The sequence below is a fragment of the Streptomyces sp. NPDC002055 genome, from assembly GCF_040296705.1.
In the GTDB taxonomy this organism is placed as follows: domain Bacteria; phylum Actinomycetota; class Actinomycetes; order Streptomycetales; family Streptomycetaceae; genus Streptomyces.
Genome location: NZ_JBEOXS010000061.1, coordinates 12,053 through 27,132, shown reverse-complemented (window position 1 = coordinate 27,132; position 15,080 = coordinate 12,053). Strand labels below are relative to the sequence as shown.

Genomic DNA, 15,080 nt, shown 5'->3' with positions numbered 1-15,080 from the left:
CCCGCGAAGCCCGCGAAGCCCGCGAAGCCCGCGAAGCCCGCGAAGCCCGCGAAGCCCGCGAAGCCCGCGAAGCCCGCGAAGCCCGCGAAGCCCGCGAAGCCCGCGACAAAGCGCTACAGGATCTCCCCCAAGGTCGACTTTTTCCCTGCAGCCCTGTTCCTGACTACGCGTCAGTTGCGTAATCTGACTGAGCGTCAGATTGTCTGGCGGCGTCCTATCGGCCATCGAGCAGGAGCGGGCGAGACGATGCTTGGATCGACTCATGGCACCCTGACCACGCACTCCCGCCCGGCCCGCGTCGCGGCCTGCGGTGAGCACTCCCGGACCACGGTCCACGAGACGGCGGATCCAGGCAAGGGCACCGACGTCAGTGGGCGCCCCCTGCACCTGCCCGTTCCCGATCTCGACCGCTTCTTCCGGCCCGAGTCCATGGCCGTGATCGGCGCGTCGGACAGCCCGGGCCGCCCCAATGCGGGGATCACCCGCCGGCTCCTCGACTGGTCCGAGCGGGTCGGCGCCCGCCTCCATCCGGTCAATCCGAGTCGCCGCACCGTCTACGGGCTGCCCTGCCACCCGTCCGTATCGGAGCTGCCGGGTCCTGTAGACCTCGCTGTCGTCCTGGTGGCCGACCCCCTTTCCGTGATCGAGGAACTGGCGGCGACGAAGGTCAGGTTCGCCGTCGCCTTCGCGTCCGGCTTCGCGGAGACCGGCGACGACGGGGCCGCCGCGCAGAACCGGCTCGCCGCGGCCGTCCAACGCTCCGGCCTCCGGCTGCTCGGCCCGAACACCAACGTCAATGCCTTCGAGGAGTTCCGGCAGGATCTCACGGGCCCCGCGATCGCCCTCATCACCCAGTCCGGCCATCAGGGCCGGCCGGTCTTCAGCCTCCAGGAGCTCGGCATCCGGCTCTCCCACTGGGCGCCGACGGGCAACGAGGCCGATCTGGAGACCGCGGACTTCATCTCCTACTTCGCGTCACAGCCCGAGGTCGGCGCCATCGCCGCATATGTGGAAGGGCTGAAGGACGGCCGCAGCTTCCTGCTGGCCGCCGACCGGGCCGCCCGCAACAAGGTGCCGGTCGTGGCCGTCAAGGTCGGCCGGACCGCGACCGGAAGCCGGACGGCGGCCTCCCACACCGGGAAACTGACCGGAGCCGACGAGGTCGTCGACGCGGCCATGCGGCAGTTCGGCGTGATCCGCGTCGACGGGCTCGACGAGCTCCAGGACACCGCCGCGCTCCTGGCCCGCGCACACCCCCCGCAGGCCGACGGCGTGGCCGTGTATTCGATCTCCGGGGGAACCGGTGCCCACTTCTCGGATCTGGCCGCCGCCGCGGGCCTTGCGCTGCCGACGCTGTCCGACGCCAAGCAGGCCGAACTGCACCAGTGGATACCGGACTACCTCGACGTTGCCAACCCCATCGACAACGGGGGCCACCCGGTGGGCGACTGGCGCGGCCGGAAGATCATCGACGCGATCCTCGCGGACCCCGCCGTGGGCGTGCTCATCTGCCCGATCACCGGCCCCTTCCCACCCCTGAGCGACAAGCTCGCCCAGGATCTCGTCGACGCCGCGGAAGCCACGGACAAGCTGGTGTGCGTCGTCTGGGGATCGCCGGCCGGCACCGAGGACGCCTATCGCACGACCCTGCTCGGCTCCTCCCGTGTCGCCACCTTCCGGACCTTCTCCAACTGCATCACCGCCGTCCGGTCCTACCTCGGCCACCATCGCTTCACCGCGCACTACCGCTCCCCCTTCGAGGACGCCCCACGGACGCTGTCCCCCTCGGCCCGCAAGGCCGAGCCCCTGCTGCAGCCCGGCAGGGAGCTCAGCGAGTACGCCGCGAAGCAGCTCCTCCGGGCCTACGGGATCCGGGTGCCGCGCGAGCAGTTGGTGACCAGCGCGGCCGCGGCCGTCCGGGCCGCCGGGCCCGTCGGCTATCCGGTCGTACTGAAGGCCTCCGCCCCCCAGCTCGCGCACAAGACCGAACTGGGTCTGGTCAAAGTCGGGCTGACCTCGGCCAGTCAGGTCCGGGACGCCTATCGGGAGCTCACCGACATCGCCCGGTACGAACGGATCGACCTGGACGGCGTACTGGTCTGCCAGATGATCGAGCGGGGAGTGGAGATGGTCGTGGGCGTCACCCACGACAGCCTCTTCGGCCCCACGGTGACGGTCGGGCTCGGCGGGGTGCTGGTGGAGGTCCTGCGGGACACGTCCGTCCGGGTCCCCCCGTTCGGCGAGGACCAGGCCAGATCCATGCTCCGTGAACTGCGCGGGCACGCCCTTCTGGAGGGTGTGCGCGGAGCACCTCCGGCGGATGTGGACGCCTTGGTCGAGGTGGTGCTGCGCACCCAGCGGCTGGCGCTCGAACTGGGCGACGGCATCGCCGAGCTCGACATCAACCCGCTCGTGGTGCTGGAGCGGGGCCAGGGCGCAGTGGCGCTCGACGCCCTGGTCGTATGCCGGTGAGCGCACGCGCTCGCGCAGCGGCGGCCTCCGGACCGGTGCGGTGTGTGCCATGGACCCCGCCGGCAGCGCCCGGGCCGGGGCCGACCGGCCCCGCACACCGCTGCGCCCCGTACCTCTGCGCCCCGTCCCGGTGCGCCCCGTCCCGCTGCGGGCCGAAGCCGAGACGCACCGTCGTGGCGGCCGGTGCACCGCGCCTTTCCCGCCCCCCGCGCGGGAAAGACACCTCACCGGCCGCCGCGACGAACGCGGATCGCCCCGCGCCCGCCCCACCGTCCGAGCCACGAGCCACCACCACATCCCCCACCACCGGCCAAGGAGTTCGCGCATGAATGCCTCCCCCGAGAAGTCCTTGGAGACAGGTGTACTGCACGCCACTGACAACGGGGTCTCGTGGATCACCCTCAACCGCCCCGAGGCACTGAACGCCATCGCCCGGGACCAGCGGGAACACATCATCGCGCTGCTCGAAGCGGCCTCCGCCGACCCCGCCGTGCGGGCCGTCGTCATCACCGGCTCCGGCCGGGGCTTCTGCTCGGGTGCCGATCTGCGCGGCGACACGGCCGCACCCGAACGGGAACGCGTCGCGGGCGATGTGGCCCGGACGATCCGGGGCGGCGCCCAGCGGCTCATCGCGGCCGTCCTCGACTGCGAGAAGCCGGTGATCGCCTCGGTCAACGGCGCCGCCGCCGGCCTCGGCGCGCATCTGGCTCTCGCCTGCGATCTCGTCCTGGCGTCCGAATCGGCCACGTTCATCGAGGTGTTCGTGCGCCGGGGACTCGTGCCGGACGGAGGCGGCGCCTACCTGCTGCCCCGTCTCGTGGGCCCGCAGCGCGCCAAGGAGCTGATGTTCTTCGGAGATGCCCTGTCCGCGACCGACGCCGAGCGCCTGGGCCTCGTCAACCGGGTGCTTCCCGCAGCGGCCCTGGAGAAGGTGACGCGCACGTGGGCCGAGCGTCTGGCGGCGGGGCCCACGCGGACCCTCGCTCTCACCAAGCAGCTGGTGAACGCCTCACTCGACGACGACCGCACCTCGGCGTTCGCCGCGGAAGCCGCCGCCCAGGAGAGCAACATGACGACGCTGGACGCCGGCGAGGGGGTGGCGTCGTTCAGGGAGCGCAGGCCACCGCACTTCCGCGGCCGCTGAGCGCGGCAGCGGTTGCCCTGCCGGCGGAGCCGATGCTCCGCCGGGAGCTTGGGCCCGCCAACGAACCCGGGACCACCGAAGCCGGGACCGTCACCGTACGCGCGACCGCCGACAGCGTCCGCCGGGCCGAAGGGGACAGCCGAGCTGCGCCCGAGGCATCGGCACACACAGGGCCGGCAGGAGCCCCGCGAGCAGGAGGTGGCCGACCTCCTGCCACCTCGAACCAACGGGCAACGCACCGGGACACCGAGCCACCGGTGCCCCGAAACCTCGAGGTACGAAAGCCACCGTAGGGCAGTACCCGGACCTTCTCATCCGGCGCCGACCTTCTCATCTGACGATCCATCAGTTTCAATGGTTCTCATGATGGGACATGCGGGCATGGCTGCCACTGTCGTGCGTTATCTCCGCGCGACCGGCTCACCGACCTCCGAGCCTCCGGTCGATCCCCTCCCCCGCCCCGACCTGCGTGCCGTCCGGGACGGCGAGCGTCCACCGATCGATCCGGCGGACTTCCGCCGCGTGCTGGGCGCCTTCGCCAGCGGCGTCACCGTGATCACCGCGCCCGCCCCCGCACACGCCCTGCCCTGCCCGGACGGGCACCGAGCGGCATCACAGGGCGAAGCCGCGCCCGCTGCTCAGGGAGAAGGCGGACCGGCGGCCTTCGCCTGCCAGTCGTTCGCCTCGCTCTCCCTCGCCCCGCCGCTGGTCGCCTTCATGGTGGCGCGGACGTCCACGACCTGGCCCCGTATCGCCCGGGCCGGGGTCTTCTGCGTCAACATCCTGGGCGCGCATCAGGGCGCACTGTGCCGGAACTTCGCCGTGAGCAGTGCCGAGCGGCCGGACAAGTTCGCTGGGGTGGACCACGCCCCGGCGCCGGTGACGGGCTCGCCGCGGCTGAACGGCGCGCCGGCGTGGATCGACTGCACGATCCACGCCGTGCACACGGGAGGCGACCATCTGATCGTGGTGGGCCGCGTCGAGGCGCTCGGCACCGACGACGCCGCCGCGGCGGAGGGCCCGCTGCTCTTCCACCGCGGGGCGTTCGGGCGCTTCACCGACTGACCGGTACGTGCCGCGGAACCACCCGCGGCACCGGCATCCCCCTGGGACGCCGACCGCTCAGAACGTCAGCACCCCGCGCGCCACCCGGCCGTGCCGGGCGTCGTCCGCCGCCTTGGCGAAGTCCTCGACGGGGTAGCTCCGGCTGACCAGTTCGTCCAGCATGAGCCGGCCGGCCCGGTACAGCTCGGTGTAGAGCGCGATGTCGCGCTGTGGCCGCGACGACCCGTACCGGCAGCCGAGAATCGACTTGTCGAGATACATCGAGGAGACACGGAAGGACGCTTCGGCATCGGCGGGCGGCACGCCGAGCAGCACCGCCCGGCCGCCCCGGTCCAGCAGGTCGACGGCCTGCCGGATGAGCTCGGTCCGTCCCACGCACTCGAACGTGTGGTCCGCGCCGGTGGGAAGAATGCGCCGGACGGCGGCGACGGTGTCGGGCACGGCGGAGGCGTCGATGAAGTGCGTGGCACCGAACTGCCGGGCCGCTGCCTCCTTCTCGGGGTTGGCGTCCACCGCCACGATGGTCAGCGCACCCGCCATCCGGGCGCCCTGGATGACGTTCAGCCCGATGCCGCCGCTCCCGATGACGACCACGCTCTCGCCGCGGCCCGTCCCGGCGCGGTTGAGCACGGCCCCCACGCCGGTCAGCACTCCGCAGCCGATGAGGGCGGCCGAGGTGAACGGGATCTCCGGGTGGATCTTCACCGCCTGGACGGCCTTGACGACGGTGCGTTCCGCGAAGGCCGAGTTGGAGGCGAAGTTGTGGAGCCGTTCCCCGGCCCGGGAGAACGGCCGGCCGGGGCGCCCGATGGCCGCGCGGCACATGGTGGGCCGGCCGCGGTCGCAGTCGGCGCACGCACCGCAGTTGGCCAGCGTCGAGAGTGCCACATGGTCTCCGGGACCCACGTGGGCGACGCCGGGTCCCACGGCTTCGACCACCCCCGCTCCTTCGTGACCGAGAACGACCGGGACCGGAAAGGGGATGGTGCCGTCCACGACCGACAGATCGCTGTGGCACAGCCCCGCCGCCCGCACACCGACCAGCACCTCGCCCGGCCCGGGGTCGCGGACCTCCAGGTCGTCGACGACCCGGGTCCGCGTGCCGTCGAAGATCACACCTCTCATGGCTGCTGTTCCCTTCAGGAAGGCCGGACGTCACGGGTGGGGCCGGGCGCGAGGCAGGAGGCGAACGGATCAGGAACGAACGGTTCAGGAAGGCCAGACGACGGACTGGAGCTCGCTGTAGGCGTGGAGGCCGAACGATCCGCCGTCCCGTCCGACACCGCTCTCCTTGAAGCCGCCGAAGGGTGTCTCGGGGTGGCGCTGAACGGTGTTGATGCCGACATTGCCGCTGCGCAGCCGGGCCGCGAGCCCCCAGGCCCGTCCGGCGTCGGCGCTGAACACGTAGTCGTAGAGGCCGTACGGGGTCCCGTTGGCGATCCGGACCGCCTCGTCCTCGTCGTCGAACGGAATCGCCACCACGACCGGTCCGAACAGCTCCTCCTGGGCGACGGTCATCTCCGGGGCGACGTCGGCCAGGAGGGTCGGGGCGACGAAGAAGCCGGTGGGAAGCGCCGGCCGGGTGCCGCCCACGACGAGCCGGGCCCCCTGCCGGACGGCCCCGGCGATGTACTCCTCGACGCGGTCCCGCTGTGCGGCGGAGATCAACGGACCGACGACCGTGGAGTTATCCACAGGGTCCCCGACCGTCAGTGCACCGGCGTACTGTCGGAGACCGGCAACGACCTTCTCGTACAGCGATCGATGGACGAGAGCGCGGGTCGGTGCCGTGCAGATCTGACCGCTGTGGAACGACCAGGTGGTACCGACCGCCCGAATCGCCGACGTGGCCACCCTCTCGTCGGCGTCCTCCAGCACGATGGCCGCGCCCTTGCCGCCCAGCTCCATCAGGGTGCGTTTCATCGTGTCACCGGCGGACCGGGCGATCCGCCGCCCGACAGCGGTCGAACCGGTGAAGCTGATCATGTCGACATCCGGGTGCGCCACCAGCGCCTCTCCGGCCGCCGCACCGGAGCCGGTGACGACATTGAAGACGCCATCGGGCAGCCCGGCCACCTGGAGCAGAGGGCCCAGCTCCAGGCAGCCCAGCGGGTCCTGCGGGGCCGGCTTGGCGACGACCGTGTTGCCCATGGCCAAGGCGGGTGCCACTTTGCCCGCGAGGTTGACGATCGGAAAGTTGTAGGAGGTGATACAACCCACGACACCCACGGGGCGGCGGACGGCGGCGGCGCCGATGAGCCCACCGGGCGCGAGCGGACTCGCCTTCACGGGCTGCGGGGCGAGCGGCACGGTGTCCGGCTCCACGGCACCGCGCGCGTAACGCCGGAACCGGTCGGCGGCGGTGGGGACCTGGAGGGTTGAGGCGACGTGCAGGGTGGCGCCCGTCTCGGCCTGAAGGAGCGGCACCAGGTCCTTGCCGTGCTCGACGAGCAGATCCGCGATGCGGTCGAGCACGGCGGCCCGCTCGCGGGGATCGGTCCGTGCCCAGTCCTCGTACGCGGCCCGGGCGGCGGTGACGGCTCGGCCGACCTGTGCACCGTCCGCCTCGGGGGCTTGGCCGACCGTTTCCTCCGTCGCCGGATTGATCACCGGGTAGTGGCCGTTGGCGGGCGCCCGCCAACGGCCGCCGATCCAGTGCCCGTAGTGCGTCTTCACAGGCATCCGCGTGACTCCTTCGGGAGGCCGAGGACTCGCTCGGCGATGATGCCGCGCTGGATCTCGTCCGATCCCCCGTAGATGGTGTCGGCCCGGGTGAACAGGAACAGATGCTGCAGCGCGTCGAGTTCGTACGGGTTGTCCGCCGACCAGTCCGACGGTCCGGCTGTCGCCGCCGCGCCCCGTACCTGCATGGCGAGTTCGCCGAGCCGCTGATGCCAGCCGCCCCACAGCAGTTTGGCGACGCTCGGCGCACCCGGGGCCGTCCCCGCGGACGATCCGAGGGTGCGCAGGGCGTTCCAGCGCATGGTGTGCAGCTCGGCCCACTGCCGTACGAGGCGGTCGCACAGCACCGGATCCCGGAGGGCACCGGTTCGGGCCCCCAGCCGCAGCACCCGGTCCAGCTCCTCGAAGAAGCCGATCTGCTGGACCAACGTGGAGACACCACGCTCCAGGGCGAGCAGCCCCATGGCGACCCGCCAGCCGTTGCCCGGGCCGCCGACCAGGTGCTCGGCCCGCGCCGCGGCACCGTCGAAGAACACCTCGTTGAACTCGGCCGACCCCGACATCTGACGGATCGGCCGTACCTCGATCCGCCCCGGCTGGTCCATGGGAACCAGCAGGAAGGACAGTCCGTGATGGCGCCGTGAGTCCGGGTCCGTCCGTGCGAGAACGAAGCACCAGTCGGCGTCCCGGGCGAGGGACGTCCAGATCTTCTGCCCGGTGATCCGGTACGTGCCGTCGGCCGGGTCCCGCACGGCGACGGTGCGGAGTCCGGCGAGGTCCGATCCCGCGTCCGGCTCGCTGTAGCCCTGGCACCACAGTTCCTCACCGCGGGCGATGGCCGGCAGGAAGCGTTCGCACTGTGCCGCGTCGCCGTGGGCGAGCAGCGTGGGAGCCAGCAGGTTCTCCCCGATGTGCCCGACCCGGCCGGGCGCCTGCGCCCGCGCGTACTCCTCCGCCCACACCACTTGCCGGGTCACCGAGGCGGACCGGTTGCCGTACTCCCCCTGCCAGCCGAGCCCGATCCAGCCGTCCGCGCCGAGCTCACGCTCCCAGCGCCGCCGCACCTCCGGCTCCCCGCCCGCCGCGACGTACTCGCCGGCCAGGTGCTCCCGAAGCCATGCGCGCGCCTCTTCGCGGAAGCAGTCGTCCTCCGCACCGAAGCTGAAGTCCATGCCTTCTCCCCTCGCCGCCCACGTCGTACGGGGTCTGCGTTCTGCCGGGTGTCCGACTGCACCGCGCGGCCCGGTCACCCGACGCGCCATGCCGCGCCGACCGGCCCTGCGCCGACCGACCCCGCGCCGACCGGCCCTGCGCCGGCCGACCCCGCGCCGACCGGCCCTGCGCCGGCCGACTCCGCGTCGCGGGCTGCGCCTTGCCCCGTCCGCCGGACCCCTCCTGCCCGCGCCCCTCGGTGAACGCGGTGCGTTCGGTGCGCGCCGCTCGCTGCGGTGCGGTGCGCGCCGTTCCACTCGCTGCGGTGCATGCGGTGCGCGCCGTGCCACTCGCCCCGGTGTCCCGCTCCGGACCGTCTCTCCGCCGGGTGCCCCGATCGGGTGCACCCCGGCCGGAGTCCTCAGCCCACCGGCGTCATGTACCGGGCCACGAGCCGGGGCCGAGCGCCTGCCAGTCCTCCTCAGCCCACTGGCGTCACGTACCGGGCCGGGCGTTGGGCCGGCCCCGGTCGGCCGCCGCGGCCGCCATCGCCTCCAGCTGGGCGAGCATCGGCATCGGGTCGGTCCCCACCGAGCCGGGCAGGAAGTCCGCGATCCGCTCGGGAGTCCAGGAACCCTCGGCATAACCGGCCCGCAGTTCACGCGGCTGCGCCCACACCGCGATCTTGGGGCCGGCCACGGTGTAGACCTGACCGGTGATCTTCTCCTGTCGCGCCCGTTCGCTGAGCAGATAGACGACGAGAGCGGCCACGTCCTCGGGCTCCCCGATCTCCTTCAGCTCCATCGGCACGTTGGCCGACATGCGTGTCCTGGCCACCGGGGCTACGCAGTTCGCCGTCACCCCGTACTTGTGCAGTCCCAGCGCGGCACTCCGTACCAGCGAGATGACGCCGCCCTTGGCCGCCGCGTAGTTGGCCTGGGCGACGCTTCCCTGGTGGTTGCCGCTGGTGAAGCCGATCAAGGTGCCCGTGCCCTGGCGCCGCATCACCGCCGCGGCGGCACGGAAGACGGTGAACGTGCCCTTGAGGTGCGTGGCGACGACCGGGTCCCACTCCTCCTCGCTCATGTTGAAGAGCATCCGCTCCCGCAGAATGCCCGCCACGCACACGACACCGTCCACCCGTCCGTACTCCGCGAGGGCGGTGTCGACGATCCGCTGTCCGCCGGCCATCGTCGAGACGTCGTCGGCGACGGCGACGGCCTCGCCACCGGCCGCCTCGATGTCCTTGACCACGGCTTCCGCGACCGCGCTGCTCGGATCGCCGCCCTCGATCGACACCCCGTAGTCGTTGACGACGACCCGCGCGCCCTCGGCAGCACAGGCCAGGGCAACGGCCCGCCCGATACCGCGACCGGCGCCCGTGACGGCGACCACCTTGCCGGCCAAGAAGTTCCCCACGCCGCGCCCCTTCCCGCAGATTCTGACGAACCGTTAGATTCTGAGCAGAGGCGGCGCCGAACACAAGACCCATACCTCAGCGATCCGGCTCCGCCGCACCGAGCCCGGCGGCGGTCCCGCGCACTCCCAGCCCTTCGCCCACCGGCAGGCCCCGGCTTCACGCCGACCCCAGAAGGAGACCTCGTGCCACTGCCACCGGAGTTTCACGACATCGCCCACCGGGTCAACAACTGGGGCCGGTGGGGCGAAGCGGATGAGACCGGCACGCTCAACCTCATCACCGACTCCGTCGTGCAAGCTGCAGCGGCCACCGTCCGCAGCGGCCGCCGGGTCCCCCTGGCCCTCCCGCTCCAGCAGGACGGCGTGCAGACAGGCCTCATCCCGGGCAGGGTGAACCCGCTGCACACCATGGTTGCCGTGAACCTGGAGATGTTCGGCCCCGGCACCGTCGCCACCAGCGACGACACCGTCACCATGGCCCTTCAGGCGGCCACCCATTGGGACGGCCTGACGCATGTCTCGCACTCGGGGAAGATCTACAACGGCCGCCCGGCGAGCACGGTGACCGCCCACGCGGGCTCGGCGTTCAGCGGCATCGAGACGGCGCGGCACATCGTCTCCCGAGGGGTCCTGCTCGACGTCGCCCGCGCGCACGGCCGAGAGCGGCTCGACGACAACCACGCCGTCACCCCCGACGACCTGGACGCCGCCGAGGAACTGGCGGGCACCGCCGTCCGGTCCGGGGACATCGTGCTGATACGCACCGGCCAGATCCAGCGATACCTGGCGGGCGACAAGCAGGGGTACGCGTTTCCGTCTCCCGGGCTGTCGATCCGCTGCCCGGAGTGGTTCCACACCCGCGACGTGGCGGCCGTGGCCAATGACACGCTCACCTTCGAGATCTTCCCACCGGAGATCGAGAACCTGTGGCTACCGGTGCACGCGCTCGACCTGGTCGAGATGGGCATGCTGCAGGGTCAGAACTGGAACCTGGAGGAGCTGTCGGAGGTCTGCGCGGCAGAGGGGCGCTACGCGTTCCTGTTGTCCGCGATGCCGGAGCCGTTCGTGGGAGGCACCGGCACCCCGGTCGCCCCCGTGGCACTGCTGTGACCGATAGCCGTGATCGCCCATAGCCGCGGCCACGGCCACCAACTGCGCCCACTCCCCGACCAGGTCGTCGCACGGCGCCCGACCCCGCCCCGCCCCCTCCAACCGCGAGCCGCGACCTGCCACCGCTGAGGCCGGCCCCAGCCTGCCGCCGTCGACAGACCGGTCACCCCGCCGCTGTTCACCGAACCCGCACCTCACCTCGGGACCCGAGCACCGATCCGCACGTGAGGATCCAGGAGGCTCCAGGGGCGAGGGGAGGCCCCAGGGGGCCGGGGCGGAGGAAGACCGGTCGGGTGGCGGCGCGCTCATGCGCGCCCCGAGCACGGCACGGCGGACCGCCACCCGGCTCCGGCGCTCAGCCCTGCAGTTGAGCAGGGGCTCGCGGTGAGCACCGGACCACGACCCGCACTCGCCGAGGACCAACAGCACACGCCCTCGACGTCCCCTCGCGACGAATCGCTCCCACAAGGGTGATCAAGTGAATACGAGTCGTCAACACCTGATCTGAACTTTGCGACCTATGCCCCATTTGAAATGGCGCATTGGGGTTCATACGCGGCCGCGTTCAGCGACTGGCAACGGTCGATCTCGCACCAGATGCTCTTCCCCGCCCCCTCGGGCTCCCAGCCCCAGCGGTCGGCGAGGCCGTCGACGAGCTCCAGGCCGCGACCGTTGGTGTCATCACCGTCTGCGTGCCGCGGCATCGGCGCCCGGGCGCTGCGGTCGGCGACCTCGACCCGGACGGTCTCGGCCCCGGTGTCGGCCGCACCGGCATCCGGCAGGAGCATCCTCAGGACCGCCGGACAGCCGGTGTGCACCACAGCGTTGGTGACCAGCTCGGAGATCAGCAGGATCAGCGTCTCCGCGAGCGGCTCATCAGGCTGTATGCCGGATCGCGCGAGGCGCGATCGAGCCCATCTCCGGGCCCGCCCCACCTCTGCGGGGTCGGGCCGCACCTCCAGCTGAACCTGAAGCACCTGCACCGCTCACACCATCCGAACCGGCGGACACATCGCCGCGCGCCTCCATGTGATCACGGAACGTGATCCCAACGGAGAACAGCATGGTTGACGTACAGTTACCCCAACAAGCGCTTCGGGCATATTCCGGCGCAAAGGAGTATGCGTACTGCATACTGTGCGACACGCGCTGCGGCGACTCGAACAACGGGGCCCGGAACGCCTCCACCGGGCGCGAGCAAGGTGCCTTCGCTCCCCCGGGAGCCTCGCCGCATCGGCCGCACCGGGGTTGTTGCGCATCGTCACCACTCGCACGCATGGGAGCGTACCGGAGCCCGGTGACGGCTCCCCCTTCTCACGAGTCACGTCTCGGACACAACCCGGTATCAACACTGAGTGACGATTCCGGTTGCATCAATCAGGCACTTCCCCGATGTCCAACAGCGGGCGACATCACCACCCGACGGCTCTCCGTCAGTCGCTCTGTCGGTCGCTCTGCCCGCCTGCTGCCGGCTCGGCCTCCAGCAGGGACGCCGCCAACGCCTCCTCCGCGGACGATTGCGGCAGCCACTGGCCCGCCCGCAACCACGCCCGCTTGAGGTGCAGATGCACCTCCGACTCCCAGGTGAAGCCCATACCGCCGCACACCTGCAGGCAGTCGCGTGCGTTGCGCACGGCGGCCTCGTCGGCCAGCAGCTTCGCGGCGGCGATGTCACCGCCGTCACCCGTGACCGCGGCGGCGTACACGGCGCTCCGCGCGAGCTCCGCCCGCACCAGCATGTCGGCACACAGGTGCTTGATCGCTTGAAAGGCCCCGATGGCCTGTCCGAACTGTCGTCGCTCGCGCGCGTGCAGCACGGCCGCCTCCACGGTCCGCGCGGCGCTGCCGAGTTGCTGTGCGGCGGTGAGCAGTACGGCTTCCCGGCGCAGTTCGGCCGCCCGGCACCTCGGCGAGCCGAACTGCGCCGGGTCCCGCACAAGCCGTGCTCCTGGCCGGCAGCCGGGGGGCACGGCTGCGTCCGTCCACACACCGTCGGACGGCACCGCCGCTGCACGGCTTCCGGCGGAAGCGGCACCTCCCCCGCTGGCCCCACTGCTTCCGGCAGCCGCCTCGTGCCGGTGCAGCGGTGTCAGCGGATCCACCGAGCGCAGCGGGCGGGCGGCGATCCTGTCCGGTGGCAGCACTGCGACAGCCGTTCCGCCGATGACGAGTACGGCGTCGGCACTGCTCAGATGCTCCACGAGGGCATCGGCCCCCGCGACGCACTCACCCCCCTCAGTTCCGTCCGTGATCCCGTCGGTGATCCCGTACGGGGCCCCGTCCATCGCGGTGACGATCACTTCGCCGGTCGCCGCGCCCTCGACCAGCCCGGACGCCAGATGCGTGGCCAGGAGCGGTCCCGGCACCAGCGCTCGCCCGGCTTCCTCGAAGACCAGTGCGGCCTCCGGCAGCCCCAGTCCCGCACCGGCTCCGCTCGGGTGCTCCTCGGGCAGACGCAGCCCGAAGAACCCCACGGCGCCGAGGTGCCTCCAGAGTTCCCGGTCCACCCGGCCCCCGGACCACTCCGCCGCCGGCCCCCCGCTCCCCTCCCCATCCGCACAGCCCCCGAAGCCGCCGGCCCCGCCGAAACCGCCGGCCCCGGAAGCCCCGGAGGCCCCACCGGACCCTCCACACTGACCGGACCCTCCACACTCCCCGCCCCCGGCCGCCGCGAACCCCGCGGCAGCCCGAAGCCGGTCGGGGCCGAAGTGCGCCTCCAGCAGCGCCCGGACCGTGCTCCGCAGCGCCGCTTGCTCCTCCGTGAGCCGGAAGTCCATGGTCAGCGCCCCTTGGGCAGGCCGAGGATGCGCTCGGCGACGATGTTCCGCTGGATCTGCGAGGTGCCCGCGGCGATCGTGTAGGAGAGCGACGACAGCCGGTCCGCGACCCACTCCCGGTCGGCGTCCAGCGCGTCGGCCGCCCCCAGGACGTCCGCCGCCGCGTCGTACAGCTCCTGCCGGGCGTGCGAGTAGCGCAGTTTGAAGAACGAGCCGCCGACGCCGGGCACCCCCGCGCCCGCACCGGCGCCGGACGCCCCCTGGCGCACCCCGGCGCCCGGAGCTCTCCCGGAGCCGCCGGCGGCGGCCCGCGCCCCGTCCGCGCTCCCCGGCCGGTGCTGCGCCTCGCTCACGTTCCACTGGGTGAGCCGCCACAGGGCCGTGAACTCCGCGGCGAGCCGGCCCAGCCGGCGTCGCAGCACCGGGTCGTCCCAGCGGCCGTTCCGCCGCGCCGTACGGGCCAGTTCGCCCAGCACACGCCGGCAGGCGACGACCTCCCCCACGAAGGCGGTGCCCCGTTCGAAGGACAGGGTGACCATGGTGACCCGCCAGCCGTCGTGCTCCGCGCCGATGCGGTACGAGACCGGCACCCGCACCTCGTCCAGGAAGACCTCCGCGAACTCCGTCGAACCGGCCAGGGTGCGCAGCGGCCGTACGGTCACCCCCGGCGCGTCCATCGGCATCGCCAGCCAGGAGATCCCCCGGTGCCGCGGCGCCTCCGGATCGGTGCGGACCAGCAGTTCGCACCAGTCGGCGACCTCGGCGTGGGAGGTCCAGAGCTTCGATCCGCTGACGACGTAGCAGTCCCCGTCGCGTACGGCCCGGGTCCGCAGCGCCGCCAGGTCCGACCCGGCCTCGGGCTCACTGAACCCCTGGCACCACACCTCTTCGCCCCGCAGGATCGGTGGCAGCCACCGGCGGCGCTGTTCCGGCGTCCCCTCGGCGGCGATGGTCGGGCCGGCGTGCAGCAGTCCGACGAAGTTCGCGCCGACGTAGGGTGCCCCCGCCCGCTCGGTCTCCTCCAGGAAGATCAGGTGCTGGGTGGGGGTCGCCCCTCGACCGCCGGCGTCCCGCGGCCAGTGCAGCCCCGCGTATCCGGCGTCGTAGAGCGCCCGCTGCCAGCCCAGGTCGTACGCCCGCCGCCCCGGCCAGTCGTGCGGGTCGGGCCGCGGCGGCAGCTTCGGCAGCGCGCCGCCCAGCCAGGCCCGGAGCCGGCGCCGGAAGTCTTCCTCCTCCTCGGTGTACGTCAGGTCCATCCG

At 72.2% G+C, this 15,080-nt stretch carries 12 protein-coding genes; 5 read left to right on the top strand and 7 right to left on the bottom strand.

Annotated features, from left to right (window positions below; translation table 11 throughout):
* The 4 genes from ABT112_RS28495 to ABT112_RS28480 form a co-directional block, all read left to right on the top strand.
* Positions 1-182 (top strand): hypothetical protein (locus tag ABT112_RS28495; protein ID WP_351514380.1); only part of this gene is annotated, 182 nt, incomplete at its 5' end.
* Positions 183-246: 64 nt separating this feature from the next.
* Complete coding sequence (locus ABT112_RS28490) at positions 247-2,472, top strand: acetate--CoA ligase family protein (RefSeq protein ID WP_351514378.1); 2,226 nt, start codon at positions 247-249, stop codon at positions 2,470-2,472.
* Positions 2,473-2,797: 325 nt separating this feature from the next.
* A complete protein-coding gene (locus tag ABT112_RS28485) occupies positions 2,798-3,616 on the top strand; it encodes an enoyl-CoA hydratase/isomerase family protein (protein ID WP_351514376.1) in 819 nt (272 codons plus the stop codon).
* Positions 3,617-3,997: 381 nt separating this feature from the next.
* On the top strand, positions 3,998-4,681 hold the full coding sequence (locus tag ABT112_RS28480; protein ID WP_351514375.1) for a flavin reductase family protein: 684 nt from the start codon (positions 3,998-4,000) through the stop codon (positions 4,679-4,681).
* 57 nt (positions 4,682-4,738) lie between these two features.
* Here ABT112_RS28480 and ABT112_RS28475 read toward each other — a convergent pair whose 3' ends face one another.
* The 4 genes from ABT112_RS28475 to ABT112_RS28460 all read right to left on the bottom strand — a co-directional run bounded on the left by ABT112_RS28475 (position 4,739) and on the right by ABT112_RS28460 (position 9,934).
* The gene (locus ABT112_RS28475; RefSeq protein ID WP_351514373.1) at positions 4,739-5,806 is read right to left on the bottom strand and encodes a Zn-dependent alcohol dehydrogenase; all 1,068 of its coding nucleotides are present in this window, start codon (positions 5,804-5,806) and stop codon (positions 4,739-4,741) included.
* An 84-nt stretch (positions 5,807-5,890) separates the two neighbouring features.
* On the bottom strand, positions 5,891-7,363 hold the full coding sequence (locus ABT112_RS28470) for an aldehyde dehydrogenase family protein (RefSeq protein WP_351514371.1): 1,473 nt from the start codon (positions 7,361-7,363) through the stop codon (positions 5,891-5,893).
* Positions 7,354-8,535: an acyl-CoA dehydrogenase family protein gene (locus tag ABT112_RS28465; RefSeq protein ID WP_351514370.1), complete on the bottom strand. Its 1,182-nt coding sequence runs from the start codon at positions 8,533-8,535 to the stop codon at positions 7,354-7,356. The genes ABT112_RS28470 and ABT112_RS28465 overlap by 10 nt, the downstream gene beginning before the upstream one ends.
* Before the next feature lie 475 nt (positions 8,536-9,010).
* Positions 9,011-9,934: an SDR family NAD(P)-dependent oxidoreductase gene (locus ABT112_RS28460; protein ID WP_351514368.1), complete on the bottom strand. Its 924-nt coding sequence runs from the start codon at positions 9,932-9,934 to the stop codon at positions 9,011-9,013.
* A 183-nt stretch (positions 9,935-10,117) separates the two neighbouring features.
* On the opposite strand from ABT112_RS28460, the gene ABT112_RS28455 reads away from it, so the two are divergent.
* Positions 10,118-11,044, top strand: a complete 927-nt coding sequence (locus ABT112_RS28455; protein ID WP_351514366.1) for a cyclase family protein — start codon at positions 10,118-10,120, stop codon at positions 11,042-11,044.
* Between the two features lie 518 nt (positions 11,045-11,562).
* On the opposite strand, the gene ABT112_RS28450 is transcribed toward ABT112_RS28455, so the two are convergent.
* The 3 genes from ABT112_RS28450 to ABT112_RS28440 form a co-directional block, all read right to left on the bottom strand.
* On the bottom strand, positions 11,563-12,027 hold the full coding sequence (locus ABT112_RS28450) for an ATP-binding protein (protein WP_351514364.1): 465 nt from the start codon (positions 12,025-12,027) through the stop codon (positions 11,563-11,565).
* Positions 12,028-12,477: 450 nt separating this feature from the next.
* Positions 12,478-13,821, bottom strand: a complete 1,344-nt coding sequence (locus ABT112_RS28445; protein ID WP_502975475.1) for an acyl-CoA dehydrogenase family protein — start codon at positions 13,819-13,821, stop codon at positions 12,478-12,480.
* Positions 13,822-13,823: 2 nt separating this feature from the next.
* Positions 13,824-15,077, bottom strand: a complete 1,254-nt coding sequence (locus tag ABT112_RS28440; RefSeq protein ID WP_351514361.1) for an acyl-CoA dehydrogenase family protein — start codon at positions 15,075-15,077, stop codon at positions 13,824-13,826.
* Positions 15,078-15,080: the final 3 nt, after the last annotated feature.